At 66.2% G+C, this 26,992-nt stretch carries 28 protein-coding genes; 12 read left to right on the top strand and 16 right to left on the bottom strand.

Annotated features, from left to right (window positions below; translation table 11 throughout):
* Window positions 1-10: 10 nt before the first annotated feature.
* Window positions 11-1,057 (bottom strand): glutamine synthetase beta-grasp domain-containing protein, encoded by a 1,047-nt coding sequence (locus JL100_RS18465; RefSeq protein WP_202679012.1) that lies wholly within the window; start codon window positions 1,055-1,057, stop codon window positions 11-13.
* Window positions 1,058-1,472: 415 nt separating this feature from the next.
* Here JL100_RS18465 and JL100_RS18460 point away from each other — a divergent pair, with 415 nt between their 5' ends.
* The 4 genes from JL100_RS18460 (at window position 1,473) to JL100_RS18445 (ending at window position 4,580) form a co-directional block, all read left to right on the top strand.
* Window positions 1,473-1,670: a DUF2735 domain-containing protein gene (locus JL100_RS18460; RefSeq protein ID WP_202679011.1), complete on the top strand. Its 198-nt coding sequence runs from the start codon at window positions 1,473-1,475 to the stop codon at window positions 1,668-1,670.
* Window positions 1,671-1,806: 136 nt separating this feature from the next.
* Complete coding sequence (locus JL100_RS18455; RefSeq protein WP_202679010.1) at window positions 1,807-3,300, top strand: amidohydrolase family protein; 1,494 nt, start codon at window positions 1,807-1,809, stop codon at window positions 3,298-3,300.
* A 121-nt stretch (window positions 3,301-3,421) separates the two neighbouring features.
* Complete coding sequence (locus tag JL100_RS18450; RefSeq protein WP_202679009.1) at window positions 3,422-4,111, top strand: SDR family oxidoreductase; 690 nt, start codon at window positions 3,422-3,424, stop codon at window positions 4,109-4,111.
* Between the two features lie 235 nt (window positions 4,112-4,346).
* Entirely contained in the window at window positions 4,347-4,580 is a 234-nt protein-coding gene (locus JL100_RS18445) for an RNA polymerase sigma factor (protein WP_202679008.1), read from the top strand.
* Between the two features lie 41 nt (window positions 4,581-4,621).
* On the opposite strand, the gene JL100_RS18440 is transcribed toward JL100_RS18445, so the two are convergent.
* Window positions 4,622-4,816, bottom strand: coding sequence for an anti-sigma factor family protein (locus tag JL100_RS18440; protein WP_202679007.1), 195 nt, complete (start codon window positions 4,814-4,816; stop codon window positions 4,622-4,624).
* Between the two features lie 549 nt (window positions 4,817-5,365).
* On the opposite strand from JL100_RS18440, the gene JL100_RS18435 reads away from it, so the two are divergent.
* A complete protein-coding gene (locus JL100_RS18435; RefSeq protein ID WP_202679006.1) occupies window positions 5,366-7,162 on the top strand; it encodes a calcium-binding protein in 1,797 nt (598 codons plus the stop codon).
* Between the two features lie 83 nt (window positions 7,163-7,245).
* Here the strand turns inward: JL100_RS18435 and JL100_RS18430 are convergent, their stop codons facing one another.
* On the bottom strand, window positions 7,246-8,238 hold the full coding sequence (locus JL100_RS18430; protein WP_202679005.1) for an MBL fold metallo-hydrolase: 993 nt from the start codon (window positions 8,236-8,238) through the stop codon (window positions 7,246-7,248).
* Between the two features lie 500 nt (window positions 8,239-8,738).
* Here JL100_RS18430 and JL100_RS18425 point away from each other — a divergent pair, with 500 nt between their 5' ends.
* Window positions 8,739-9,587 carry a phytanoyl-CoA dioxygenase family protein gene (locus JL100_RS18425; RefSeq protein ID WP_202679004.1) on the top strand — a complete coding sequence of 283 codons (849 nt, stop codon included), beginning with the start codon at window positions 8,739-8,741 and terminating at the stop codon, window positions 9,585-9,587.
* A 69-nt stretch (window positions 9,588-9,656) separates the two neighbouring features.
* Entirely contained in the window at window positions 9,657-9,854 is a 198-nt protein-coding gene (locus JL100_RS18420; RefSeq protein WP_201079073.1) for a hypothetical protein, read from the top strand.
* Window positions 9,855-9,893: 39 nt separating this feature from the next.
* On the opposite strand, the gene JL100_RS18415 is transcribed toward JL100_RS18420, so the two are convergent.
* Entirely contained in the window at window positions 9,894-10,130 is a 237-nt protein-coding gene (locus JL100_RS18415) for a hypothetical protein (RefSeq protein ID WP_202679003.1), read from the bottom strand.
* A 240-nt stretch (window positions 10,131-10,370) separates the two neighbouring features.
* Here JL100_RS18415 and wrbA point away from each other — a divergent pair, with 240 nt between their 5' ends.
* On the top strand, window positions 10,371-11,051 hold the full coding sequence (gene wrbA, locus JL100_RS18410; protein ID WP_202679002.1) for an NAD(P)H:quinone oxidoreductase: 681 nt from the start codon (window positions 10,371-10,373) through the stop codon (window positions 11,049-11,051).
* Window positions 11,052-11,106: 55 nt separating this feature from the next.
* On the opposite strand, the gene JL100_RS18405 is transcribed toward wrbA, so the two are convergent.
* Window positions 11,107-11,433, bottom strand: a complete 327-nt coding sequence (locus tag JL100_RS18405; protein WP_202679001.1) for a hypothetical protein — start codon at window positions 11,431-11,433, stop codon at window positions 11,107-11,109.
* A 203-nt stretch (window positions 11,434-11,636) separates the two neighbouring features.
* Here JL100_RS18405 and JL100_RS18400 point away from each other — a divergent pair, with 203 nt between their 5' ends.
* The 3 genes from JL100_RS18400 (at window position 11,637) to JL100_RS18390 (ending at window position 14,118) form a co-directional block, all read left to right on the top strand.
* Entirely contained in the window at window positions 11,637-11,927 is a 291-nt protein-coding gene (locus JL100_RS18400) for a hypothetical protein (RefSeq protein WP_202679000.1), read from the top strand.
* Window positions 11,927-12,466 (top strand): DUF697 domain-containing protein, encoded by a 540-nt coding sequence (locus JL100_RS18395; RefSeq protein WP_202678999.1) that lies wholly within the window; start codon window positions 11,927-11,929, stop codon window positions 12,464-12,466. Before JL100_RS18400 ends, JL100_RS18395 begins: the two co-directional genes overlap by 1 nt.
* A gap of 149 nt (window positions 12,467-12,615) precedes the next feature.
* Entirely contained in the window at window positions 12,616-14,118 is a 1,503-nt protein-coding gene (locus JL100_RS18390) for an adenylate/guanylate cyclase domain-containing protein (protein ID WP_202678998.1), read from the top strand.
* An 88-nt stretch (window positions 14,119-14,206) separates the two neighbouring features.
* Here the strand turns inward: JL100_RS18390 and JL100_RS18385 are convergent, their stop codons facing one another.
* The 6 genes from JL100_RS18385 to JL100_RS18360 all read right to left on the bottom strand — a co-directional run bounded on the left by JL100_RS18385 (window position 14,207) and on the right by JL100_RS18360 (window position 19,757).
* Window positions 14,207-14,821 (bottom strand): LutC/YkgG family protein, encoded by a 615-nt coding sequence (locus JL100_RS18385; RefSeq protein ID WP_202678997.1) that lies wholly within the window; start codon window positions 14,819-14,821, stop codon window positions 14,207-14,209.
* A complete protein-coding gene (locus tag JL100_RS18380; RefSeq protein WP_202678996.1) occupies window positions 14,818-16,218 on the bottom strand; it encodes a LutB/LldF family L-lactate oxidation iron-sulfur protein in 1,401 nt (466 codons plus the stop codon). The genes JL100_RS18385 and JL100_RS18380 overlap by 4 nt, the downstream gene beginning before the upstream one ends.
* Window positions 16,202-16,957: a (Fe-S)-binding protein gene (locus JL100_RS18375; protein WP_202678995.1), complete on the bottom strand. Its 756-nt coding sequence runs from the start codon at window positions 16,955-16,957 to the stop codon at window positions 16,202-16,204. Before JL100_RS18375 ends, JL100_RS18380 begins: the two co-directional genes overlap by 17 nt.
* 82 nt (window positions 16,958-17,039) lie before the next feature.
* On the bottom strand, window positions 17,040-18,020 hold the full coding sequence (locus tag JL100_RS18370; RefSeq protein ID WP_202678994.1) for a S1C family serine protease: 981 nt from the start codon (window positions 18,018-18,020) through the stop codon (window positions 17,040-17,042).
* Window positions 18,021-18,111: 91 nt separating this feature from the next.
* Complete coding sequence (locus JL100_RS18365) at window positions 18,112-18,732, bottom strand: hypothetical protein (RefSeq protein ID WP_202678993.1); 621 nt, start codon at window positions 18,730-18,732, stop codon at window positions 18,112-18,114.
* The gene (locus JL100_RS18360; protein WP_202678992.1) at window positions 18,729-19,757 is read right to left on the bottom strand and encodes a TAXI family TRAP transporter solute-binding subunit; all 1,029 of its coding nucleotides are present in this window, start codon (window positions 19,755-19,757) and stop codon (window positions 18,729-18,731) included. The genes JL100_RS18365 and JL100_RS18360 overlap by 4 nt, the downstream gene beginning before the upstream one ends.
* Window positions 19,758-19,999: 242 nt before the next feature.
* Here JL100_RS18360 and JL100_RS18355 point away from each other — a divergent pair, with 242 nt between their 5' ends.
* A complete protein-coding gene (locus JL100_RS18355) occupies window positions 20,000-21,034 on the top strand; it encodes an ABC transporter substrate-binding protein (RefSeq protein WP_202678991.1) in 1,035 nt (344 codons plus the stop codon).
* Between the two features lie 58 nt (window positions 21,035-21,092).
* Here JL100_RS18355 and JL100_RS18350 read toward each other — a convergent pair whose 3' ends face one another.
* The 5 genes from JL100_RS18350 to JL100_RS18330 all read right to left on the bottom strand — a co-directional run bounded on the left by JL100_RS18350 (window position 21,093) and on the right by JL100_RS18330 (window position 26,953).
* Entirely contained in the window at window positions 21,093-22,673 is a 1,581-nt protein-coding gene (locus tag JL100_RS18350; protein WP_202678990.1) for an aldehyde dehydrogenase (NADP(+)), read from the bottom strand.
* A 46-nt stretch (window positions 22,674-22,719) separates the two neighbouring features.
* The gene (locus JL100_RS18345; RefSeq protein WP_202678989.1) at window positions 22,720-23,649 is read right to left on the bottom strand and encodes a dihydrodipicolinate synthase family protein; all 930 of its coding nucleotides are present in this window, start codon (window positions 23,647-23,649) and stop codon (window positions 22,720-22,722) included.
* A gap of 79 nt (window positions 23,650-23,728) precedes the next feature.
* Window positions 23,729-24,634, bottom strand: coding sequence for an NAD(P)-dependent oxidoreductase (locus JL100_RS18340; RefSeq protein WP_202678988.1), 906 nt, complete (start codon window positions 24,632-24,634; stop codon window positions 23,729-23,731).
* On the bottom strand, window positions 24,631-25,908 hold the full coding sequence (locus tag JL100_RS18335) for an alpha-hydroxy acid oxidase (RefSeq protein WP_202678987.1): 1,278 nt from the start codon (window positions 25,906-25,908) through the stop codon (window positions 24,631-24,633). Before JL100_RS18335 ends, JL100_RS18340 begins: the two co-directional genes overlap by 4 nt.
* A 22-nt stretch (window positions 25,909-25,930) precedes the next feature.
* Window positions 25,931-26,953, bottom strand: coding sequence for a TRAP transporter substrate-binding protein (locus tag JL100_RS18330; protein WP_202678986.1), 1,023 nt, complete (start codon window positions 26,951-26,953; stop codon window positions 25,931-25,933).
* Window positions 26,954-26,992: the final 39 nt, after the last annotated feature.

Below are 26,992 nucleotides of genomic sequence, written 5' to 3'. Positions count from 1 at the left end.
CGGCTGACGCTCAGGCGGCGGCCGAAACGTCCGCTTCGGCGCCTGTCGGAACGGTCGCGACGGTCTTCAGGATCTGGGAGGCGATCTGGTACGGGTCGCCCTGGGAGTTGGGGCGGCGATCTTCCAGATAGCCCCGGTACCCGTTGCGGACGAAGCTGTGCGGCACGCGGATCGAGGCGCCGCGGTCGGCGATGCCATAGCTGAAGGTGTGGATCGACTGGGTCTCGTGCTTGCCGGTCAGCCGCATGTGGTTGTCCGGGCCGTAGACCGCGATGTGGTCGTCCTTCGCCGTCTCGAAGGCGGCCATCAGCTTTTCGAAATATTCCTTGCCGCCGGTCTCGCGCATGAAGGCGGTGGAGAAGTTGGCATGCATGCCGGAGCCGTTCCAGTCGGTCTGGCCGAGCGGCTTGCAGTGGTATTCGATGTCGATGCCGTACTTCTCGGTCAGCCGCTCCAGCAGGTACCGGGCGACCCACATCTCGTCGGCGGCGCGCTTGGAGCCCTTGCCGAAGATCTGGAATTCCCACTGACCCTTCGCCACCTCGGCGTTGATGCCCTCGTGGTTGATGCCCGCGGCCAGGCAGATGTCGAGATGCTCCTCGACGATCCTGCGGGCCACGTCGCCGACCTTGCTGTAGCCGACGCCGGTGTAATAGGGACCCTGCGGCGCGGGATACCCAGTCTCGGGGAAGCCGAGCGGCCGGCCGTTCTTGTAGAAGAAGTATTCCTGCTCGAAACCGAACCAGGCGCCCTCGTCATCCAGGATGGTCGCCCGCATGTTTGACGGATGGGGGGTCTCGCCGTCGGGCATCATGACTTCGCACAGGACGATCGCGCCGTTCTTGCGCTCGCTGTCCGGGAAGATGCGGACGGGCTTCAGGACGCAGTCGGAGCTGCTGCCCTCCGCCTGCTTGGTCGAACTGCCGTCGAAGCCCCACAGGGGAAGCTGATCGAGCGTGGGGAAGTCTGCATATTCCTTGATCTGCGTCTTGCCGCGCAGATTGGGGACCGGAGTGTACCCGTCGAGCCAGATGTACTCCAGCTTATACTTGGTCATTGCGGGTCTCTCATCAGGTGTTGGACATGTTGTTTGAGAAACCGGTGCAGCGCTTCCTGCCGCCGGAAGGCACAGGCGCCCACCAACGCGTCATTACTCATTGCACTCGGCATGCCAGCCCGTGCGGTGGCCGGGAACGGCTCCGGCCTCGGTCATGACTGCGCCGGCAACCTGTGGGGATCGTCCCAAATCCTTCTGAAAAACCAAGTCGGGCACGGTGCGGCCTCGGAGAAGGCCTTCCGTGCCGGACCGGTGCCAAGGAACTGTGCAAACATCCAAGTGCTGACAAAATAGGCAAACAGTGATTTTAAATGCAGCTGTTTGCACAAAAGGGTGCAAACCCTGCGGGTGCGACATTATATACTCTGACGGCGGTAGCCTAATTTTGGGGGCCTGTTTTAAGGAGATGTAAACAATGACCATGAGCCCTGGTTTCCAATCGGCGAAGATAATCAAGTTCCCCGCAAGAGCCGGCGCACGGCTCCGCAGTTTTGCCGAAGAAGCGAAGGCGGCGGCGGATCCGGCTTCGGCGCCGGTCTTCGAAGGTGCTTCCGGCAGCGGCTGGTATCACGAGGCAGCGATCCGGGAAGCCGACCAGAACGCCAAGGGCTGAGGCATCCGCCTGACCGGCATCGGCAGGCCCCGGGCCGAATATGGTACCGGGAGATGCCTTCGAACTGGAAACGGACCGATCCAGCCTCAGATCTGAGGGGAGACGATGCCCGTCATCTTCTCTCGAAAGGTCCGTGATGCATTGTGACTGCTGCAGTTTCCCCGGTCCGCGCCGCCTCGCGGTGAGCCGCCGCTCCTTCCTGGGCGGGCTGGCGTTCGGCACGGCGATGATGCCGTTCCGCTCGACCTTCGCTCAAACGGGTGGCGCCGGGTCCGGCCAGCTTGTCCACCAGCCTTCCCGTCGGGGCGAGTTCATCATCCGGGGCGCCCATGTGCTTACCCTGGATGCCGCCGCGGGCGATGTTCCCGAAGGCGATGTCCATGTCCGGGACGGGGTGATCGTCGCCGTCGGAAAGGATCTCGCGGCGCCGTCCGCCGAGATCATCGAGGGCGCCGGCTTCATCGTGGCCCCCGGCTTCGTCGACACCCACTGGCACATGTGGACGTCGCTGATGCGCAACATGGCGACCGGAACCCAGGGCAACGGCTATTTCCAGGTCGTGTCGAAGATCGGGTCGGCGTTCGATCCGGAGGACATGTATATCGCCACGCTGCTGTCGGCCGCAGAGGCGATCGACGCGGGCATCACCACCGTCCATGACTGGTGCCACAATATCCGCACGCCCCGGCATGCCCGCAGCGACCTTCGGGCGCTGGCGGACAGCGGCATCCGCGGCCGCTTCTCCTATGGTCCCTATCGTCCGCTGTCGCCGCAGCAGCCGCTGGACGTCGCCGATTTCATACGATTGCACGACCAGTGGCAGGAATTCGGAAACGACGGCCTGCTCTCCCTCGGCCTCGGCTGGCGCGGCGTCCAGGCGGTCGTGACCGAGGGTGGCGCCAGCCGGATCGTCCCGGTCGAACCCGCCGTCTATAGGGCCGACTACGATGCCGCACGGGAGCGCGGGCTTCCCGTCACCCTCCACGCCAACTCGACCCCTGCCGACCACGGGCACGTGGCGGCGTTGGACCGTCTCGGCCTGCTGCACGAGGGGTTTCAGGTCGTACACGCCACGCACGCCTCACCCGCCGAGATCGGGATGCTGGCGGACAGCAAGGCCGTCCTGACGGTTTCACCCTATTCCGAGATGACCATCGGCTACGGCGTCCCGCCGATCAAGGCGTTCCTGGACGGCGGCGTCACCACCGGGCTGTCGGTCGACACGACGCCGCTGACCGGCAGGGCCGACATGCTGGAAGTCATGAAGATCACCCACAACCTGTTCAACGGCCAAGCGGAGCGGGAAGCCGGCATGACCGCCAAGCGGGCGCTCGAACTGGGCACGCTGGAGGGCGCCCGCTCGCTCGGCCTGTCGGATCGCACCGGGTCGCTCGCTGCCGGCAAGCGCGCCGACCTGATCATGATAGGCACCGGCGGGGTCCATACGGCGCCGGCGACCGACATGGCCCATCTCGTGGTCCATTCCGCCCGTCCGGCGGACATCGACATGGTCATGGTCGATGGCCGGATCCTCAAGCGGAACGGCCGGCTGACGTCGATCGACACGGCGGAACTGGTGCGCCGGGCGACCGAAGCCAGCCTTCGGGTGCGAGGCAGGGCGGCGGGCTGATAACCCATGCCTTCGGAAGCGGTCTTCGGAAGCGGTCTTCGGAACCGGTCTCCGGACCCGCGCGTTTCACCATTCCCGCCCCATGGGGTGCGGCGGGGCCGCGACAGCAGGAGACAAGCACATGCCCGATGCCAAGGTCCTTCTCATCACCGGAGCTTCCAGCGGCATCGGCGCCGCGACGGCGCGCGCCGCCGCCGAAGCCGGCTGGACTCTCGTGCTGGCGGCGCGGTCCGCCGAAAAGCTCGAAGCCCTGGTCCGGGAGATCGGCGAGGATCGGGCCTGCGCCGTGGCTTGCGACGTCACCGACTTCCAGGACCAGCAACGGATGGTGGACGCCGCCGTCTCGCGGTTCGGCCGCATCGACGCCGTCTTCGCCAATGCCGGCACCGGCGGCGAGCCCGGGGGCTTCTCCGGGGCGCCCCCGGAGAGTTGGCGGAAGATGGTGGACGTCAACATCCTCGGGGTCGCCTACACGCTGCGGACGGTGCTGGAGCATGTCAGGAAAGCACGCGGCCATGTGGTGATCACCGGGTCCGTCGCGGGGCGGCGGGTCCTGGCCGGGTCGATGTACGCGGCGACCAAATGGGCCGTTTCGGCCATCGGATACGGTCTGAGGGAGGAACTGCGCGGCAGCGGAGTCCGGGTTACCCTGATCGAGCCGGGGATGGTGAACACTCCCTTTTTCGATGCTCCCCAATCCGATGCCCTGCAACCGGAAGACATCGCCCGCAGCGTCATCTACGCCCTTTCCCAGCCGCCGGGCGTGGATGTGCATGAGCTGACGATCCTGCCGACCCCGCCCGTGAAGTGATCCCTCGCGGGGCGGGAAAAATAGGGCAAGGCTGTGCGCTCTCCTTCGTGGAGTCTTGCCCAATACGGCGTTTATGCATACCGCCAACATGCCGCGGAAAGTTCCATCGGATTACGCTTTTGAGATAGCGGCAAACTTTCTAAATATGTTTCCAAATCAGGGAATAACTGTGTATCAATATGATTGAATTGTTGTTCAATCGTTTTATGCGCTGGTCTACCCTGGACGGAAAATAATGAGCGACGTGATGGAGAGACCGAGCAAATACCAGTGCCATCCATCGTCATCACAGCAGGTCAGAATGGTTGTGGGGGCGTTGCCTGCCGATGATCGGGAAGTTCTCATGCTGGTTTGCGTACAGGGCATGAGTTATCAGGATGCCGCCCAAAAACTTGGCATCTCGGCTTCTACGGTCAAGGATCGCCTGCTTCGTGCCCGGTTGACCCTGATACGGAAACTGGATTTGTAAGGGACGCTATCTGGTTGGTAAGGGATTGGCGGCGCTGCCGCTCAGACGGGTTCGTCGCCGTCTTCGTCATATGCGGCCTTGATCAGCCTGCTCAGCTCGCGGATCTGCAAGATCCGATTGCTCACATCCGGATCCTTGGCGATCAATTCCTCGACCAGCTGCCGCTGATCCTCGTCCAATTCGCCATCCACGTAGGCGAACAACAACATATCTTCAGTACGCTCTTCGATTTCCACACCATTCACCCCTGTAAATGCCGGATCGGTAGGACGCTCTGGACCATATCCTTATAGGCCTGTCCGTGTGAGAAGCCGGCTACAAAAAAATGATAAAATTCCGCATAATTATGGTTAACAAACTGTTAGCAACTCCTGTCGGATGGTGCTGGCGGCGCGATGCGGTACCGCGCTCAAACCTCGCACTGCCCCGCGCTTCCCAAAGCGCGGGGCCTTTCTGCGTCAGCATACCCCGCCGCCGATCCCACGACACTCGGAATTCCGATCTCCGCTGACTACTCGCCGCAAAAGGCGGTATTTTATAAGGATTGATTGAAACCATGCATCGTCAGCGCCAGTGTTAGAGGCCCTTGCCGATGTACACAGCGGTATTATGGTTAATAGAAAAATCGATAGAGGTATTGTTAACCCGTAGAACGCAACCTGACGGAACCATTTATTCTGTTTCAGGTGTTCAGCATGTCTCAAAGTCCGGCGAAACGTTGGGATGCTCCTGTCCTCAAGCCGAACCACACTGTGATTGATCTGAGCAAGACAGGGTCAAGAACCGTGTGGACCTTCGATAGCGACGAAGACGTCCTGTTCATCGCTTCGGACGAGGTAAGGACGCTGGATCGGCTGCAGACGACCGGCGGGAACAATATCGTCCTGATCGGCGGCAAGTTCGAACCGAAATCGCACAGCTCCGCGGCCGGCACCCTCAACTTCACCAAGGTGAACGGGTCGGTCCATGTCGAGGGCGTGCATATCGACCATCGGTACGCCGGGGGGAAGGACGCGATCAATTTCTACAGCGCCGCCGGCAAGCGGGCGGACTTCACCCTGCAGAACTCCCTGATCGAAAACGTGAAGGGCAGCTATTACGGGGTCCACGGCGACGTTTTCCAACCACAGGGGCCGGTCGGGGATCTCAAGTTCTACAATGTCACCGGTACGACGACCTACCAGGGCCTGTTCCTGCAGCCCAGGGATCCGATCGGCTCCGTGACCCTCGAAAACGTCGAGATGCGGAAGCTGCCGGGCGGCGACGCGAAATCCTGGTTGTATTACTTTTCACAGCCCGGCGACCAAAAGTATCCGATCTCCTTCAAGAACGTGCTGGTCACCGAGCAGCCCGGCCAGAGAGCCGAGTACAATTCGGTCTATCCCTCGGCCTGGCTGGACGGCGCGGTTCGCAAGGGCGACACCATAACCTTTCCGAACCACCCCTATTCCGGGTCGATCAAGGTGGGGACCGCCGGCTTCGTGTCGGCGGGGGAGGTGGGCCTCAACTTCGACCGCTCCGGATACGACAATGGAGAACTGTCGTCTTCCAACGCCTTCCGCGGGACCGCCGCGGACGATGTGTTCAAAGGTGACTACGACCGGGATCTGGTGGACTACAGCTGGGTGAAATCGGGAGTGGTCGTCGATCTCTCCCTCGGCCGGGCCAGCGGCGGCGGTGGCGACGACCGACTGAGCGGGATCGACAACGTGCTCGGTTCTCCCTACGCGGACCGCCTGACCAGCGACGACGACCCCGGCGTGCTTGTCGGCAACGCGGGGAACGACACCCTGTCCGGCAAGGGAGGGGCTGACCATCTCTCCGGCGGCAGCGGCAACGATACTCTCGACGGCGGGACCGGTGCCGACCGGATGATCGGCGGTTCCGGCGACGATACCTTCGTGGTCGACAATGCGGGCGACCGGATCGAAGAGCATGCCGGCGAGGGGCGGGACACCGTCCTGTCCTCGATCTCCTGGACCTTGCCTTCGTCGGTGGAGAACCTCACCGTCACGGCATCCGCCGGGGTGACCGGCCGGGGAAACAAGGAGGCCAATACGATCCGCGGCGGGGACGGTTCCGACAAGCTGCACGGCCTGGACGGCAACGACAGTCTGTTCGGCGGCGACGGCAACGACCACTTGTACGGAGGCAGCGGTAGCGACATCCTCGATGGCGGCATCGGCAAGGATATTCTCAAGGGCGCCGAGGGTAACGACGTCCTGACGGGCGGCGCGGGCATGGACCGGCTCTACGGCGGCAGCGGAGCCGACCGGTTCGTCTTCAAAGCGGCCAGGGACAGCGCCCCCGGCTGGGGACAGCGGGACAGCATCCTCGATTTCGAACGCGGCGTCGATCGCATCGACCTGACGGGTATCGACGCCAAAACGGCCGCAGCAGGAAACCAGGCCTTCACCTTCATCGGGGAAGCGTCCCTCGGCCGGACCGCCGGGACATTGGCATGGTCGAAGGTCAAGAATTTCAAGCTCGTGCAGGGCGACGTGAACGGTGACGGCCGGGCGGACTTCGAAATCCAGGTCTTCGGGATCGCGGCCGTCGAGAAATCCATGTTCCTGCTCTGATCCGGCAGGCTCCACCGTCTTCGGACGCCTTCGGCTGGTCGGCAGGGGCCGGCCAAGGACGGGCTTGGCCGGCATTGCGCCTGTCAGAGTTCCATTTTCATGCCCTGGGGATGGTAGCGGAAACCATCGCCCTGCTTCGCGACATGGCCGATGCCCGGCCACGCGAAATGGTACGCGAGGATAGGGGTCCGGTTCGCCGCCAGCATGCTCAGCATCTTCATGCGCGACTGGGCCGACTGCTTTGGGTCGGTGTCGTACATGAACTCGGTCAGCGGTTTTTCCAGCAGCAGGACCGGGTGATGGGCCAGGTCCGCGATGTAGCACAGTGAGCTGTTGCCGGAATTGATCATGAAGATCGTGTGCCCGACGGTGTGACCCGGGGCCAGGATCGCATGGATGCCGGGCAGGAACTCCTCGCCGTCCTTGATGAACTTTATCCGGTCGCGGTTGGGCGTGAGGTTCTTGACGGCGGTATCCAGGAAGACCTTGAACTGGGCCGGCACCTTGGTTTCGTCTGTCCAGAACTCGTAGTCGGCCTGGGTGATGTAATATTCCGCGTTCGGGAAATTTCGCGTGCCGTCGTCGGCCATGCAGCCGCCGCAATGGTCGATATGGGCGTGCGACATCACCACGGCGTCGATATCCTTCGGATCGATACCGGCCTGTTTCAGGCTGTTCATCAGCTTGCCCGTGGTCGGCCCGAAAAGCCGAAGGCTTCCCATGCCGGTGTCGAACAGCACGAGCCTGTCGCCGGTATTGAGCACGAGCACGTTCTGCTCCAGCACGGCGTTGTCGCTCGGCAGGAAATTATCGTGGAGCTGGCGCTGGATCTCCTCTTCGGAGAGGCCGGTGAAATTCTTGCGGGGATCGCCCAGCGGCAGGGTGCCGTCCGACACGATGGTCCCCTGGGCGTCGCCCACCTTGAACCGATAGAAATACGGAGCCTGGGTATCGAGCATCGGCGCCCGGGCGAAAGCGGGGCTTCCCAGCGGCCCCGCCAGGCTTCCCACGACACCTGCCGCGGAGGCTCCGATCAGCATCTCGCGGCGCGACAGGAATAAACCATCCCTGGACATTCATAACTCCCTTGTCTTTGTTGATTATCCGCAGGCCGGGAGGATGCGATGCCCAACCGTCCCGGCGCCTGGTGTCCGATGCCGTGGCGGGCAGGGACCGTGAGGCGGCAGCCTTGCCAGCCCGGCGTGGGCGATCCGTTCGGTGGGCATCCGGGCAACCGTCATCGCTGGATCATGGGTCTGCAATCATGAAGAGCAGGTATCGACGGCTCCCGCCCGCATCAAAGTAGATGCTCGCGGCCGCGCGAAGTATAGTCGTATTCTTCGATGCAATAGTGTTAATTCCTTGCCCGTGCCTGGAGTCCGGGGCGAAAGCCGGACGGGTGCGGTTTCCGCAAGAAACCTCCCGAAGCGCGGAAGCATCCCATGTCGGGCTCGGACAATCGGGAGCGATCGGCGATTGGGATGTACCGCAGGAAGGATGCACGCGGGATGATTGACGGCACGGTATGAAATGCGAGAAATTGGGGAGTGCCGTCCTTCGACCGGAGACGCCGACCATGCCCCTGCCGTCCGCATCCGAGCTTCGGGATGCCTATCGCCGTGACGGGTTCGTCGTCGTGCGGGGCGTCTTCACCGCCAGGGACGTGGCGACGCTGTCGGAAGCCTTCGACCGCCAGTTCCAGGCCGGGCTGAAGCATCCCAGCAGTTTCCGTCACGGCAACTTCCATGTCCGCGTCGCCGACGACGGGAACCTGGGCCATACCGTGCGCATGGTGCAGTGGCCGTCCTACGGCGATCCGGTGCTGAACGCGTTCCGCCAGGACGATCGCATGCTCCGGCTGATCGAGCCGCTCCTGGGAGGCGATCTCAAGCAGATCATCAACCAGTTGCATTGGAAACCGCCGGGGGCGGCCGGCGGCGACTACGCCTTCCACCAGGACAGCCGGTTCCGCCGCCCGCGCGAGGCTTACCGGAACCTGTCCGACTCCTACGTGCAGACCGGCCTTGCCGTGGACCCGCATACCGCCGAGAGCGGAGCCATGCGCCTTTATCCCGGCAGCCACCTGCTCGGCGACCTGGACCTGATGCCGCGGGCGAGCATCCTGGGGTCCGGCATCGCGGAGGAGGCGCTGGAGCGCTACGGCCTCGACCCCGCCAAGCTGGTCGATTTCGCGATGGAGCCGGGCGACGTCGGCCTGTGGCACCCGTACATGATTCATGGGGCGGCCGCCAACCGGTCCGGCCATGACCGGCGGCTCTACATCAACGGCTATGTCCGGGCGGCCGATTGCGACCGGGGGGAATGGACCTGGCGCGACGGCCGGCCGGTCCCGCTCGGCAAGCCTGTCCTGGTCCATTACGAGGACCTGCACCACCGTCCGGAACCGCATTACATCGACGGCTGAGAAAAAATCGCCTCGCCGTTTCGTCGCCATATCTGTTGAGGATAGGGAGACCCGAAATTGGAGCGAGACATGCCGATCAGCAGTACCGAAGAGTTCGAGAAGGCCATGAAGGAGTTCCAGCAGCTTCGCGACGCGCCGGACGATTCCCCGCAGGGGCGCCGCCGCATGGAGCTCGACGCCGAGATCAAGGCCTATGGCGCTACCCGGCAAGACGGCGGGAGCGGAGACCAGATGGGCGGCGGCAGCGGCATGCCGGGGCGCTACTGACGGTCGATTCCACGAAGACGAGACCCGCCCGGCGGCGGGTCAATCGTCCCTTCGGGTCGTCCGGTCCACCGCCCGGTCGCGCCGGCTTCGCCGGCCATAGAAGATGACCGCCATCAGACCGATTCCGAGCGCCATCGTGGCGGCGACGGCAAGTGCCGCCGCCCAGCCGGCGGTCAGGCTTACCCCTGCATGATCGCCGAAGGCCCAAACCAATCCGATCACGGCAAGGGCAAGACCAACGCAGCAGACAGCCGGCCAGACAAACCTGCGTTCCATCGTTTCCTCCCCTATCGCTTCTTCTCCCCCGTCGCTTCCTTCCAGGGAGATGCCGCGAGGCTCGTTCTTCTCAACAACGCGCGTCCGGCATGGTCTCGACGGCGGGGCGGCCTTTCGGGGTGTCTTCGTCCCGGTGCCCGATCAGGAACAAAGAGAAACAGCGGCGGTTGTCACGGCAGGCCGGCGTCGCCCCTGATCGGCGCCGGACGGTCTCCGTTGTCTTCGAGAGGATGTTGGTCGATGCCGAAAGTGCTGGTGCTGTATTATTCGAGCTATGGTCATATCGAGCAGATGGCGAACGCCATCGCCGAGGGAGCCCGGTCGGTGCCGGGGTCGGAGGTCGCGGTCAAGCGGGTGCCGGAACTCGTCCCCGAGGACGTCGCCCGCAACGCCCACATGAAGCTGGACCAGGCGGCTCCCATCGCCAGCCCGAGCGAACTCGGCGATTACGACGCCATCATCGTTGGCTCGCCCACCCGCTATGGCCGCATCACGTCCCAGATGGCGAACTTCTGGGACCAGACGGGCGGCCTTTGGGTCAAGGGGGCGTTGGTCGGCAAGGTAGGCAGCGCTTTCACCAGCACCGCCTCCCAGCATGGCGGGCAGGAAACCACCCTGTTCTCGATCATCACGAACCTGATGCACCACGGCATGATCATCGTGGGACTGCCCTACAGCTACCCCGGACAGACCCGCCTGGACGAGGTCAGCGGCGGAACGCCCTACGGCGCCAGCACCCTGGCCGGCGGCGACGGCTCGCGCCAGCCCAGCCAAAACGAGCTGGATGGAGCGCGATTCCAGGGACGGCACGTCGCGGAGATCGCCGCCAAGCTTTCCGGCACGGCCGGCGAGGGCGGTCCCGTGGCCTCGGACATGCAGACTCCGGCGAACGAGGTCGGCGGGACCGCCGGCCAGCCCTGATCTCACGCCGGCTGCCGGCCCCGGTCAGGTCTCCCGTCCGGGGCGGGCGGGCCGGCTAATAGCAGGCGGCTCCCGTGACCATGTCATCGGCCATGTTCGTGATGATGATCCGCCGGGGCGGCACGAATTGCTGCATCGAGATGCCTTCGCCGGGCGCGACCACGGTGCAGTCCTCGCCGAAGGCCTGCCGGGCCGTCTCGATGAAGGTGTCCACCGTCAGCGCCTGGTCCAGCAGATCCGCCAGGATCGCCTGCCAGCATCGCGCATATCCGTCATCCGCGGGACGGGAAAGCGTGTCCGTCCCGTCATGCCAATCCGGACGAACCGGAAAATGCCAATCGAAAGGGGCGTCCGCCGTGGCGGGCTGCAAAAGGTCCGTCATGGGTCACCGGATAATTTACGATCGCTCCTCATGCCAACATGCTGAACCTGATGTTGTTTCAACCGACCTTGGTACAGCCCCTATCCTTTTCTCGGGAGCGCCCGGGGGGCACCTCAAGTTCCGCGATGCGTCGGGCCACGGCCCAACGCATGGAAACAGATGTCTTGGCCGGAACACTTGCCGACCATGAGTAGGAGACAGCGATGATCGAATTCGACCAACTGGTCGAAACCCTGCGAGGCCATTTCGGCGTTGCCGGCGATGCCGTGAGCGAGGCCTTGGCATCGCTCGACGGCGATCACCTCGAGATCCTGACCCGGAATCTCGACCCCGACGAAGTGGTCCGCATGCTGGAGGCCGCCGGAATGGAGGCCGAGGAATTGCCGCCCGGCCAGCTCGCCGACGTGCTCGAAACCCTGGCCGAGGCGGTCAGCGAAGTGGCCGAGGAGACAGGCGACCGCAAGCCGGCATCCGCAAGGGGCGAGGGAGCGTGATGGCCACGGAGAAACCGCCCGAACCCGAACCCAAACCCGAGGAGATCGACAAGAGCTTCGAGGAAGCTGACGACGATACCCGGACGCCGGAGGAACGGGCCGGGACGATCATCAACCACGCGACCGCGCAGGCCGCCTTCTGGGGCGCATGGCCCGCCGTCTCCTGGGTGGCACTCGTGATGATCAACATGACGATGATCACGTTCATCGGCCGGGCCTATGGCCATCTGTGGGACAAGGACAAGGCCAAGGGATTGCTGTTTCAGATCCTGAGGGGAATGGGGCTTTCGACCGGCCTGCTGCTCGCGGGCGGCAAGTTCGTCAACGACGCCCTCAAGCTCACCGGCCTGGGGACGATTCCGGCCATGGCGGCGGACGCGGTTCTGTGCGCGGCCGTGACCTATGCCGTGGGCCACACGGCCGAGACCTATTTCAAGCAGGATGGCCGGATGAGCAAGCAGGCCCTGAAGGCGGCGTTCAAGGAACAATACCGCCAGGCGAAGCAGAAAATGAAGGAGGCCCCGCCGGCCGGCACCTGAGCATGCTCCGCGATCCCGGATCAGCAGATCCGGTCACCGCCCCCATTGAGCACTGGTGCATCGGGACCGGTGATGTAGAATGAAGTTCATGTTTTGTTCTCTGCGGAGGCAGGGAGTCCTCGGTAACGATCATTCGAACGGGGGAAACCATGAAGACGGGGATCGACGAGGCGGAACTGGACAGGCGCCTCGCAACGCTCGAAACGGCGCGGACCTGGAGCCCGCGGGTCATGTCGAAGCTGGAAGGCTTCCTGCGGACCGCCGACGACCGGGACCTTTACCGGATCAACCCTCTGGCCTTCGCCGCCGAACGGGGCGTCGCGGAGGCGGAAGCGATCGACCTGTTCCTTCACGCGTCCTCGCTCGGCCTGTTCGAGATGGACTGGCTCCTGGTCTGCCCGATGTGCGCCTGCATCGTCGAGAGCTTCGGCAGCCTGCGCACGCTCGAAAAGCATTATCGCTGCGCCCTGTGCCGCACCGATTACGAAGCTGTCCTGGACGACTACATCACCGTAACGTTCACGGTGTGCGCCAATGTCCGTCGGATCAGGTACCATGATCCGGACAGCCTGCCGGCGCGGGATTACTGCTTCGAATGCCGAGTCACGCTGGACGGCGTGACGCCGGACGGAGAGCCCTGGATCGCCCACTTCGCCCAGGCCACCCCGGAGGTTCGTTTCATACCGCCGCACGCGGTCGAGCGGATCGAGATCGATGTCGGGGAGGGAAACCTGCTGGGGTGGGATTTCGATGCCGGCGACGGCTTCGAATTCACCGTCGCCAAGGACGCGCCGCCCGCGCCGCAGCCGCTCACCTTCGAGTATCAGGACAGGTCCAGCGCGCCGGCGACGGGCCGGATCGCTCCCGGCCGGATCGTGCTGGAAATCCGGAACGCCTCGCCGAGGCGCCGCCTGTTCGGCCTGACCCTGACTTCGCCGGGATTCTCCCACCCGGACATCCGGTTCAGGCCGTTCCTCACCGGCAAGCGGCTGCTGACCACCCAGACCTTCCGCACCCTGTTCCGGTCCGAGCTGATCCGGGCGACGGAGGGGATCGGGGTCAAGGACATCACGCTGCTGTTCACCGACCTGAAGAGCTCCACGGCCCTGTATGACAGGATCGGCGATCTCAGCGCCTTTTCCCTGGTGCAGCAGCATTTCGACCGGATCCAGGACGTCACCGTCGCCAACGGCGGCACCGTGATCAAGACCATCGGCGACGCCGTAATGGCGGCCTTCCTGAACCCGCGCGACGCGGTCAGCGCCGCGGTCGCCATGCTGGACGAGATGGACCGGTTCAACCGCGACCATGTGGACCGGCCGCTGATCCTGAAGATCGGGCTTCACAAGGGGGCGTCGATCGCGGTCACGTCGAACAACCAGCTCGATTACTTCGGCCAGGCGGTGAACATCGCGGCGCGGGTGCAAAGCCTTGCCCAGGCAGAGGAGATCTACCTGACCGGAGACGTCCATGATTATCCCGGCGTCGGGGAACTGCTGGAACCCTTCGCCGTCGAGCGCCGGATGGCCCAGTTGAAGGGTGTCAACCTGGAGATGCCGGTCTTCCGGGTGGCGGGAGGCAAGCGGCGCCCAGGCGCGGATCCTTGGCCCCGGCAGCCCGGCTCCGCTACTGGCTCGGCGCAGTGTTTTTGATTGATCTATCGTAGGTCGGCCTCGGCCGAAGGCCGACCTACCGCACTCCGGTTCGCCGAACGTCATCAAAAAATATTGTGCGGGACCGCTAGGCCGCCCCGACGATCAGGATCTCCAGCCGCCGCGGACCGTGGACGCCCTCGACCCGGTTCAGCTCGATGTCGGAGGTGGCCGACGGTCCCGACATGAAGGTCAGGGGGCGGGGCAGGGAGCCGCGCAGCGCCCGGATGGCCTCGGGTACCGACCCGACGATCCGCTCGACCGGGACGATGCAGACATGGAAGTCGGGCAGCAGGGTGATCGCCCGGCGCCCCTGTTCCGCCCCGGCATCCAGGACGATGGTCCCGGTCTCGGCGATGGCGATGGCGCAGCCGGTGATCACGCCGGCTACGGCGTCCAGCTCGCGGTGAGCGAGATTCCCGTCGTCCCGCACGAACTCGGCCGGAAGCCAGGAGTCCGCCAAGTCCGCGGGCACGACGAAACGCCCCTGGAGCCGCCGGATCGCCTCCGTGGCGCCGGCGGCATCGACCCGCCGCACGGTCGCCTTGTAGGCCTCGGCCCGCTCGGCGAAGCGGTCGGCCAGGGCGGCACCCGACAGGTCGGAAGTCTTCCGGTAGCCGCGGGCCACCGCGACCTCCCCGGCGGGATCACCGGCCAGGGCTCCCCGGATGCGGCCCAGGATCTCCTCGCGCGCGCCGCTCACCGGCGTGTCCTCCACCAGTCGCGGAAACTCTGGGCAGGGATGGCGGGCAGGTCGCGGGCCCTGGTCCACTGGCGCAGCGGACCCACCCCGCCCGTGATGTAGCCGTCGCTGACGAACGGCCGCTGCGCCACGCGGGCGATCTTCTGCGCCGTCTCCAGCAGGCCGGGATTGTCGAACATCCGGATCGCGGCTCCCATGGCCAGCTTCTCCATGTTGAATCCGCTTCGGGCGACCGCCCTGGTGCGCAGATGCACCAGCACTTCGGGGATGTTGATCTTGACCGGGCAGACCTCGTAGCAGGCGCCGCACAGAGTCGAGGCGAAGGGGAGCGAGGCCGCCTCGTCCATCCCGTGGAGCTGCGGGGTGAGGATCGCGCCGATCGGCCCCTGGTATTCGGAATGATAGGCATGGCCGCCCGTCCGGGCATAGACGGGGCAGACGTTCAGGCAGGCGCTGCACCGGATGCAATTGAGCGTCTGCCGCCCTGTCCTGTCGGCCAGCACGTCGGTGCGGCGGTTGTCGAGCAGCACCAGATGGAATTCCTGCGGGCCGTCTCCCGGCGTGACGCCGGTCCAAAGCGAGTTGTAGGGGTTCATCCGCTCGCCGGTGGAGGACCGCGGCAGGAGCTGGAGGAACACTTCCATGTCCTCCCAGGTCGGGACCAGCTTCTCGATCCCCATCACGCTGACCAGGACCTTGGGCAGCGTCAGGCACATGCGGCCGTTCCCCTCCGACTCCACGACGCAGATGGTGCCCGTGTCGCAGATGCCGAAATTGGCCCCGCTGACCGCCATGGGCACGGTCAGGAACTTCTCGCGCAGATATGTCCGCGCCGCGGCGGTCAGGTCGGACGGGCGATCCGACAGCTCGGCCAACCCCAGCTTTCTCATGAACAGTTCGCGGATCTCGGCGCGGTTGCGGTGGATCGCGGGCACCAGGATGTGGGAGGAGACGTCGTCGCCGAGCTGGATGATCAATTCGGCCAGGTCGGTCTCGAATGGTCGGATACCGGCGGCCTCCAGCGCCTCGTTCAGCTTGATCTCCTCGGTCGTGATCGACTTGACCTTGATCACCTCCTTGGCGGAGTGGCGTTTGGCGATCTCGGTGACGATGCGCTTGGCCTCGGCGCCGTCGCGCGCCCAGTGGACCTGCCCGCCGGCCTTGGTCACCGCCTCCTCCAACTGGACCAGGTAGCGGTCCAGGTTGCGCAGCGTGTGCTCCTTCAGGGAGCGGCCGGCCTCGCGCAGCTCTTCCCAGTCCGGCACCTCGGCGACGACGCCGGCGCGTTTGGTTCGGATGGTCTGGGTGGCGTTGCCGATGTTGCGCCGGAGCTGGGTGTCGGCGACCGCGCGCTTCGCCAGCTGCGGGAAGGTGTGCGGCTCAGCGGCGCTCGCCATGCATGAAGTCCTTTTCCGTTGAAGCCAGGATTTCCGCCAGATGGACGGTTCGCACGCCGCTGCGCAGCCGGTGCAGCCCGCCGCCGATATGCATCAGGCACGAACTGTCCAGGGCGGTGCAGACCTCCGCCCGGGTGCCCAGGACCGAGCGCATCTTGTCCGACAGCATGGCGACCGAGGTGTCCTCGTTCTTGACCGCGAAGGTGCCGCCGAAGCCGCAGCATTCCCGCGCGTCCGGCAATTCGACGAGGTCGAGTCCGCGCACCTTGGCGAGCAGCCTCATCGGCGCCTCGCCGACTTTCAGGGCGCGCAGCGAGTTGCAGGTCGGGTGGTAGGTGACGCGGCGGGGATAATAGGCCCCTACGTCGTCGATCCCGAGCCGCTCGACCAGGAACTGGGACAGCTCGAACACCCGCGGCACCAGTTCGGCCACGTCGCGCTTCAGCGTCTCGTCGCCGGTGTCGGCCAGGGTGCGGAGCCAGGCCGTGCGGATGTTGGAAACGCAGGACGACGAGGGCGAGACGATGACCTCGGCGTCCCGGAACGACTTGACGAAACGCCTTATCAGCGGGATGGCCTCGTCGCCGTAGCCCGTGTTGGAGTGCATCTGACCGCAGCAGGTCTGATCCTCCGGGAACTCGACGGTATGGCCCAGCCGCTCCAGCAGGCGGACGGTGGCGATGCCCGTCTGCGGAAACAGCGTGTCATTGTAGCAGGTGATGAACAGCGCGACGCGCACAGGCGGCTCCGATCCGGGTGGTCGTATGATGTGAACACCTGAATCGGCCGGCCGTTACGCGACAACCGCGACTTGGGTGCCGTCAATGCAGCCTGTTGGGCTTCAGGAAACGGCTGCGGTCGGCGGAGCCGACGCGGAGCTCGAACACGTCGCCCTCGCGCTCCACGGTGAGCGGCACGTCGATGCCCGCCGGGCCGAGCGACCAGAGGGAGCGGTAGAACCCTGCCAGGGATTGGATCGGCTTTCCCGCGATGGCGCGCACGATGTCGCCGGCGCGGAGTTCCGCCCGCCGGGCCGGGCCGTCGCCCGCCAGCCCGGCAAGCACGACGCGGTCGCGCTCGTCCTCGGTGGCGTAGAGCCCGAGCCAGGGCCGGGAGGGTCCGCTGGAGCGGCCGAGCCTCAGCATATCGTCCAGGATCGGCTTCAGCAGGTCGATCGGCACGCTCATGTTGAGCGGAACGAGGCGACCGCCGGAATCCCGTGACTGCAACTGGAGCGACCCGATGCCGAGCAGTTCGCCCTGCGTTCCCAGCAGCGCCGTGCCGCCCCAGTTCGGGTGTGCCGGCACCGTGAAAATGGCGTCGTCGAGCAGGTATTCCCAGTAACCCGCGAATTCCTGCCGGGCGGCCACCCGTGCGGCAAGCGAATGGATCCGGCCGCCGGCCCCGCCGACCACCACGTGCTCGCCCACCGACGCCCGGCGGGAGTTCCCCAGGGGCAGCGCCGGCACCCCGAGCGGCGACAGCGCCTGGACGATGCCGAAGCCGCTGTCGAAATCGTAGGCCAGGACATGGCCCTTTACCGCGCGGCCGTCGTTGGTCGTGAGCCACACCTCCTCCGCCTCGGCGACCAGGTAGCCGATGGTCAGCACCAAGCCGTCCTCGCGGATCACGGCGCCTTGCCCCGCCCTCTGCGTCCCCAGGGTTTCCGCCGTGAAAGCGTCGTCGGGAACGCTGGCCCGCAAGGCCACGACCGAGGAGAGGGCGCGATCCAGGTCAAAGGCCACCGCACCCGGGTCCGGCTGGAATTCGGGGGGAATCTGCCAGTCATCGGACGATGGCATCGGAAAGCCTCCTTCGAAAGAACCCTGATTCAAGTCGGTCCAGACAGGTAGATAAGGTCCGGCCGGTCCTTCCAACAGGGAGGCGGGGCAATCAGGCGGGCCAGTCGCAGGCAGAGGCGAGCTTTTCTCGGACGGGACCGAACCCGGCGAGGTCGAACTCGGCTTCATGCAGGTCGTCCCGCTTGTCCTTCACCCGCACGAAAAGCCGGCCTCCGTCCGGAAGCTGCTTGAGGAAGCTGACGGCATCTCCCCGCAACGATACTTCCGTGGTGCCGCCCAACTCGTTCCAACGCCGCTCCTGGCCGCGATGCCGGACCCAGCGCCGCTCTACCGTCTGGTCCCGCATCGCCTCCTGGGTGAGCGGGAGGAACTCCAGGTCCAGGGCGGTGCCGGCGGGGTAACGGGCGAAGTCGGGAACACCCAGCACCAGCTCGGTCTTCCCCTGCCTGCAATGCATGGCGAAGGACATTTCCCTCTCCTCCGGCGATGCCAGGGAGAGCAGGGTGGCGCTGACTTGACGGCTGTAGTCCACGGGGGAAGCCGTCTCGCTGATGATCCAGTCGGCGGCCTGCGCCGATGCCGGCCCGGTGGCGAACAGCAGCAGCGCCGCCGCCAGGGCGCCGTGCGCCCACGACAGGCCAGACCATTGCTTTCTCCGCCGATACGGGACGGCGGACCGCGCGGATTTCCTGTTGGCAGGCAAGGTCGTCATCGCGGCAGGCTGCTTTCCTGGGCCGAGCCCGATTTGTCCAGCCATTCCTGCGCGGCGCGGTAGCGCTCCAGCCCCGGCACCCTGGAGGCGAGATTCACGTTCTTCCACTTCGGATCGAACCCCGGCCCCTGGAGGGTCGGCATGCGGCTGAACAGGTTGTCGACGAAGCGGGCCATGCGGCGGTAACGGTCGGAACTTCGCGGCCAATTGTAGGCGGCCAGGAAGGTCGGGACGGCGATCGTCGTGACTTGGCCGCCCTCGGGGATCAGGTTCGGGTAGTCGGCCGGTTCCAGCCGCGACGGGAGGTAATAGTCCTCGAACTTCCTGTCGTATTCGACCGGCAGGAACTTGAATCCCGGCTCCCACCGGCCCTTGAGGAAGGCATCGACCGGCTTGGAGGTGATGAACACGACCGCCGCCATGTCGCCGGTGCCGGCCCGCATCTGTTCCAGCGCCACGGGATGGGGAATGAAGGTCTTCTCCACGTCGAGGCCCAGCCGGGTGAAGATCAGCGGTCCCGAATAGGCCGCCGCGGTGCCGAGGGTGTTGAAGTTCACCTTCTTGCCCCTGAGATCGTCCAGCGACTGGATCTCCGGCCGCACGAACACATGGAGCTCCGATGGGAACAGGTTCAGCACATAGGTGATCTGCTGCTGGATGTTCGGAACCTGGGCCTTGTATTCCTCGATCACGTCCGTGTTGATAATGGCCATGTCCACCCCCCGGAGATAGAGGAGGGAATTGACGTTCTCGGTCGGACCCCTGGTGACGATCGGCAGGACGTGGGCGTTGTCGCCGTCGTCCACGACGCGCGCGATCTCCGACGCCAGGCGCAGCGGCGCCCCTTCCAACTGTCCGCCGGCCAGGCCCACCGTCCAGGCGTTGATCCGCTCCGCCGGGGATTGTCCACCCTTGCGGACGGGGGCCGCCTGCGTTCCCGGGGCTTCCCGCGCCTGCTGCGCCATGGATTCCTGGGGAACGAGCGCGCCGATTGCCATGGCGACGGCGAATCTGGCCGCGATCATCAAGGATTTACCGGAATTCAGCATCGGGACGGTGTCCGTATCGGGGATGACGGTTCCAGGAGAGCAGCCGTCCCTCTTCAAGGGAAAGGCAATTCCGGTGATGATCGATCGGACAGGTCAGGGGGCATCGCATCGCCGCGCCTCTGACGATCGGCCAAGTCCCGTACCAGGGATGCCCCACGATTCCGTGGCCCCGGGATGCTAAGGTCGGAAAAAAGCATAACCTTCCGGAGCACCCGCCCATGCCGCTCGCCTTGTCCCGCCGCCGGTTCGTCCACCTCACAGGCATCGCAGCCGCGGCGTCCCTGCTGCCCGCCGCCGCCATGGCGGCACCGGTGACCTTGAGGGTCGGCTACATCCCCATCATCCCCATGACCCAGCTTTTCGTGATGCAGGGGGAGGGCTGGACCGGGAAGGCCGGACTCAAGCTGGAGCTGACCCAGTTCTCGTCGGGCCCCGCCATGGTCCAGGCGCTGGCGTCCGGCAGCCTGGACGTGGCCTATGTCGGGATCGGGCCGGCCATGGTCGCCCGCTCGCGGGGCATCGACATCAAGGTGCTCGCGTCGAACATCATCGATCAGGTCGCCCTGATCGGCCGCGGCCCCTTCGCGGAGATGATGGCCGCGGCGCCGTCCGCGGCGGAGGGGTTCAGGAGCTTCTTCGAGCGGGCGGGACGTCCCGCCAAGATCGCCACCCTGCCGACCGGCTCGGTGCCGGACACGATCCTGAGATACTATCTGAACCGCGTCGCCAAGGCCGATCCCAAGCATGTCGAGATCGTCGGCGTCGGCGAGGACCAGGTGCAGCAGGCGCTGCTCGCCGGGGCGGTCGAAGGCGCCTCGATCCTGGAGCCGATCCTGACCATCGTGCAGGAACGCGACCCGACCGCCCGGATCGTCGCGCCGGCCAGCACCATGCTGCCGCGCCAGCCGGGCGCCGTCCTGGCGGTGCGCGAGACCGTCATCGCCGCCCACCGGGACGCCGTCGCGACGCTGGTAGAACTTCACGTCCGCGCGACCGAATTCGCCCGCAGCCGGCAGGACCGGGCGGCCGACCACGTCACCGCCTTCGTCGGCAAGGGACTGGTGGACCCCCGGATCATCGACAAGGCGCTGCGGTCCCCCAGCACCAACCTGGTCGCCGACCCCCATGTCATCCGGGAAGCCACGGCCGTGCTCCAGGACTTCCAGCAGACCCTGGGAACGCAGGTCAAGCCGGTGAACCTGGACGACCTGTTCGACTACAGCTTCTACGACGCCGTCCCGAAGGCCGGATAAAAAGAAAAAGGGAGGTGCCGGCCGGCACCTCCCCCTTTCATCGGACCAATCGACAGGCTCAGTCGCGGCCCATCTCGCCACCGGTGCGGCGCCAAAGTTTCAGCGGGTTGCCGTCCTTCAACGCTTCCGGCAGCAGGCCGGCCGGAACGTCCTGGTAGCAGACCGGGCGGAGGAAGCGCCGGATCGCCAGCGTCCCGACCGAGGTGCTCCGGCCGTCCGCCGTGGACGGGAAGGGGCCGCCATGGACCATCGCGTGGCTGACGTCCACGCCGGTCGGCCAGCCGTTGAACAGCACGCGGCCCGCCTTGCGCTCCAGCACCGGGAGCAGCTTCCGGGCGGCGTCGAGATCGCCCTCGTCGGCCTGGACCGTGGCGGTCAGCTGGCCTTCAAGATGCTCCGCGACGGTGCGCACCGCCTCCATGTCGGGGCAGCGGATCACCAGGGAGGAGGCGCCGAACACCTCTTCCTGAAGGTCCGTCTCGGACAGGAAGCTGGCGGCGTCGGTCTCGAACACGGCGGTCTGGCACTGGTTCGGGCCGGCGCAGGCCTGGCCGCGGGCCAGCAGGCGGACCTTCGAATTGCCCGAAAGCTTCCGCACGCCCTCGTCATAGGCGGCGAAGATGCCGGGCGTCAGCATGGTCGAGGCTGCGCTGTTGCCCACTTCCGCCTTGGCCGTCTCAAGGAAACGGTCGAGGTCCGGGCCATCCAGCGCCAGCACGATGCCGGGGTTGGTGCAGAACTGGCCGGCGCCCAGGTTGAGCGAGGCGACATAGCCCTTGCCCAGCGCCTCGGCGCGCGACGACAGCGCCGCCGGCATCAGGAACACCGGGTTGATGCTGCTCATCTCGGCATAGACCGGGATCGGCTCGCGGCGCGCCGCCGCGACGCTCACCAGGGCCATGCCTCCCCGGCGCGATCCGGTGAAGCCCACGGCCTTGATCCGCCAGTCGGAGACCAGGGCGGTGCCGACCGAGTTGCCGGCGCCGAACACCATGGAGAAGACGCCTTCGGGCAGCCCGCACTCCGCGACCGCCGCCTGGACGGCCCGGCCGACCAGTTCCGACGTGCCGGGATGGGCCGAGTGGGCCTTGACGATCACCGGGCAGCCCGCGGCCAGCGCCGAGGCGGTGTCGCCGCCCGCGACCGAGAAGGCGAGCGGGAAGTTGCTGGCCCCGAAGACCGCGACCGGGCCGAGCGGGATGTGGCGCTGGCGCTGGTCGGGGCGCGGCAGGGGCTTGCGGTCGGGCAGGGCGGGGTCGATGCGGGCCTCGATCCAGCCGCCCTCGCGGACGACCCCGGCGAACAGGCGGAGCTGGCCGACGGTGCGGCCGCGCTCGCCTTCGATCCGGCCGCGCGGCAGGCCGCTTTCGGCGGAGGCCCGCTCGACCAGTTCGTCACCCAGGTCCATGATCTTCTGGGCCACGGTTTCCAGGAAGGTCGCGCGGGCTTCCAGGCCGGTTTCCCGATAGGTGTCGAAAGCGGCCCAGGCCAGCTCGCAGGCCTGGCGGACCTCGGCTTCGCCGCCGCCGCCGAAGGCCGGCTCCATCTTCTCCCCGCTGGCGGGGTTCACCGCGTAGAACGTGGTTTCGCGACCGCGCACGGACTTGGCGCCGATCAGCATGTCACCGGTGATTTTCATGTTCGACTAACTCCTCTGGAACCGTTTCTCGGGGTCCCGTCCGTCCTCAGCGTGCCCAGCGGAGGACGAGCGGATCGAGACGCCGGGCTGTTTCGATCAGCCCGGCGCGGGTTTTCGGGTGCAGCGGCTGAAGCGGGTGGCGGACCGCTTCGGACTTGATGACTCCGCCTTCCTTCATGAGAACCTTGGCCGCGATCAGCCCGGCCTGGCGGTTCTCGTAATTGATCAGCGGCAGCCAGCGGCCATAGGCCTCGACCGCTTCCTCGCGGCGTCCGGCCTCGTACGGGTCCATGATCTGCCGGATGCCGTCCGGATAGCCTCCGCCGGTCATGGCGCCGGTCGCACCCGCATCGAGATCGGCGAGCAGCGTGATCGCCTCCTCGCCGTCCCAAGGCCCCTCGATCGCGTCGCCGCCCAGCTCGATCAGGGTGCGGAGCTTGGCGGCGGCCTGCGGGACCTCCACCTTGAAATAAGAAACGTTTTCGATTTCGCGAGCCATCCGGGCGAGAAAAGCCGGGGAAAGCGGCGTTCCGGCCACCGGCGCGTCCTGGACCATGATCGGGATGTCGATCGCGTCGGACACGCGCTGGTAGAATTGGAAGGTCGATTCCTCCGGCACGCGGAACGTGGCGCCATGGTAGGGCGGCATGATCATGACCATGGCCGCTCCCGCCTCCTGGGCACGCCGGCTGCGCTCGGCGCAGACGGCGGTGCCGAAGTGGGTCGTAGTCACGATGACCGGGACGCGGCCGGCGACATGCTCCAGGACGGCGTCCTGGACGCTCTCGCGCTCCGCATCGGTCAGCACGAACTGCTCGGAGAAGTTCGCGAGAATGCAGATGCCGTGCGAACCGGCGTCGATCATGAAGTCGATGGCGCGGCGCTGGCCGTCCAGGTCCAGGTCGCCGGAGTCCGTGAACACCGTCGGCGCCACCGGAAATACGCCCCTGTAGCGCGGCTGCCCTTGTGCTGTCATGATTGCGGGTCCTTGTCGATGGTGGGGTCCGCGGGGCCGGTCGAGCCGCCCCGCGCCCTGTTCATTTACGGTCCGGCCCTTAACGGGCCCGGACGGTCACGCCGTTCATCTGCCCCAGTACATCGAACAGATGCGGCACATATTTGTCGCCATGCCCGAGATTGCTGGCAAGCAGATAGGTCTGGTGGACCGCTTGCGCCGCGAACGCAGTGGTCGGCGCCGACTCCGCGAGGCGGGTGTAGGAGCGCATGTCCTTCACCGCATTCCGCAGGGTGAACTTCTGCCCGGAATCGTCGCCTTCCAGGACGAAGGGAACGATCCGGTCGAAGGTGCGGCTGTGCGCGCCGCTGAGCCGGCAGAGATCGGCGAAGGCTTCCAGGTCCAGCCCGACCTTGGCGGCGGTGCAGAACGCCTCGGCCAGCAGGACGGCGGTGCCCTGGGCGATGAAATTGTGGATCAGCTTCGCCCGGTATCCCGACCCCAGCGGCCCGACATGGTGGATCGTCTCGGAGTAGGTCTCCAGGATCGGGCGCACCTCGTCCAACGTCGCGGCGTCGCCGCCGGCCAGCACGTTCAGCCGGCCCTCCGCCGCCTCCTTGGGCGTCCGGTTGACCGGGGCGTCCATGAAGCGGCCGCCGCGCGCCGTGACGGCCGCCTCGGCCTCGGCGGCGAACTCGGGGTCGCCCGTGCTGCTGTCGATCACGGTCAGGCCGGCATGGACGCCTTCCAGCAGTCCGCCTTCCCGGAACAGCACGTCCCGGACCTGCGGGGTCCCGGTGACGCAGACGATCACCACGTCCGAATTGCGCGCCAGGTCGGCGGCGCTCGCCGCCTCGGCGGCACCTTCGGCCAGCAGCTCTTCCAGCGGCTGGCGGTTGCGGTGCGCCAGGACGGTGACGGGGAAACCCTTGCGCAGGATGTTCCGCGCGATGCCCGTGCCCATCAGCCCGAGGCCGATGAAGCCGACCCGTGTCGTCTCGCTCATATCTGGGCTTCCCTCTTCTGATTGGAATTCGTCGCCAGCGCCGCGACCGGGGACAGGATGCCCCGCCCCGGCCCGGTGTTCCGGGCCGGCGGCATCGGACGGCCCGTCCAGCGCAGGAAGCTCGTGTCGAGCTGCGACAGGTCGGCACAGCCGAGCAGGCCGACAACCCGGTCCACCTCGGTCTTCAGGATGTCGATCGCGTGGGCGACCCCCGCCTCGCCGCCGGCGGCGAGGCCGTAAGTCGTGGCGCGGCCGAGCAGCACGGCGTCCGCTCCCAGCGCCCGCGCCTTGACAATGTCGGAACCCCGGCGGAAACCGCCGTCCAGCATCACCGTCAGCCGGCCGCCGACCTCGGCCGCCACCTCCGGCAGGACCTCCATGGTCGAGACGGCGCCGTCCAGCTGCCGGCCGCCATGGTTGGACAGCACGATGCCGTCGGCCCCGCAGTCCGCCGCCAGGGCGGCGTCCTCGGCCGTCATGACGCCCTTGACGATCAGCTTGCCGGGCCACAGGTCGCGCAGCCACCTAATGTCCGCCCAGTCCAGCGACGGATCCAGCTCCTTGGCGATGGCGGAAGCCGCCCCGCGCACGCTGTCCTGTCCGGGCGGCAGCAGGTCGCCCAGGTTGGCGAAGCGCGGCACGCCGTTCGGCACCAGCACATCGAGGATCCAGCGCGGATGGAGCGCCACGTCGATGGTGTTGCGCAGGTTCAGCTTCAGGGGGCGGGCATAGTTGCGCCGGTCCCATTCGCGGTTGCCGAAGATCGCGCTGTCCGTGGTGACCACCAGCGCTTCCAGGCCGGCCGCCTTGGCCCGCTCCACCAGCTTGGCCGCGAAGGCGCGCGTCCGGTACAGGTAGAGCTGCATCCACAGGCGCCCGCCGGCCCGGTCCGCCACCTCCTCCAGCCGCATCGTCGAGGCGTTGCTGAGGACGAAGGGGATGCCGGCCGCCGCCGCGGCGCGGGCGAGCGCCAGGTCGCCCTCCCTGGCGAGCAGGCCGCTGAAGCCCGTCGGACCGATCAGGAAGGGCGCCGCCGACGGCTTTCCGAACAGGTCGACCGTCTGGCCCCGTGCCGAGACGTCCACCAGGGTCCGCGGCACGAAGCCGATCTCCTCGAAGACCGACCGGTTGCGCCGCAGGGTGACCTCGTCGTCCGCTCCGCCCTCGACATACTCGAAGCAGAAGTTGGGAACGCGCCTGCGGGCGACGGCGCGCAGTTCGTCGATGTTCTGCGCGCGCCGGAAGTCGGTTCCCTGGTAAAGCCGCCTTTTCATCGTTTTCTCCGGGCGTCGGCCGTTACTTGCCGTCGCGCACCTTCTGGACCTCGGCCTGCATCTCCTGGACAAGCTCGGGGCCGATGCTCTGGACATACTTGTCCGTCACCGGCTTGACCTTCTGGCGCATGCGGTCGATCTCGGACGCCGGCAGCTCGGTGATCTGCATGCCCTCGTCGCGCAGCGTCTGCATCGACTTCTGGTTGGCCTCGCGGGAGACCTGGCGCTCATACAGGCCGGCTTCGGTCGCCGCCTCCTGGACGATGCGGCGCTCTTCCTCGGACAGCTTGTCCCAGACGCGCTTGCTGAAGATGGCGACCAGCGGGTTATAGACGTGGCCGGTGGTCGCGGCGTGCTTCTGCACCTCGTAGAACTTGCTGGTCTCGATCGAGGCGAACGGGTTCTCCTGGCCGTCCACGGTGCCGGTCTCCAGCGCGGTATAGAGCTCCGGGAAGGGCAGGGGGACGGGGTTGGCGCCCAGCGCCGCGAAGGTGTCGATGAAGATCGGGATCTGGATCACTCGGACCTTGAGCCCGGCGATGTCCTCCATCTTGTTGATCGGCGTATTGGCGGTGGTGAGGTTGCGGAACCCGTGGTCCCAGTAGCCAAGGCCGATCAGCCCCTTCTCCGGCAGCATTCCCAGCAGGCGGGTACCGACCGGGCCGTCCATGACGGCGTCGACCTCGCGGTAATCGTTGAAGAAGAACGGCAGGTCGAAGACCGAGAATTCCTTGACCAGTCCGGTGAGCAGGCCGGGGCTGACCAGCGTCATGTCCAGCACGCCGCCCTGGAGGGAGGAGATCACCTGCGCGTCGCCGCCCAGCTGGCCGCCGCCGAAGCCCCGCGCCTTCATCTTGCCGCCGCTCTTCTCCTCCAGCAGCTCGCCGAACTTCTTCACGCCGATGCCGTGCGGGTGGTCGTTGTTCTGGACGAAGGCGACCTTGAAGTTGCGCGACTGGATGTCCTGCGCCGAAGCGGCGCCGGCCGTGAACAGGGCGCCGGCCAGGGCGAAGCCGGCCAGCACGGTCTTGATCGACTGTTTCATCGGACGTTTCCTCTTGTCTTGGATAGGATCGAAGCGTTG

Source organism: Skermanella mucosa (assembly GCF_016765655.2).
GTDB lineage: Bacteria > Pseudomonadota > Alphaproteobacteria > Azospirillales > Azospirillaceae > Skermanella > Skermanella mucosa.
This window is presented reverse-complemented; position numbering and strand designations above follow the sequence as displayed.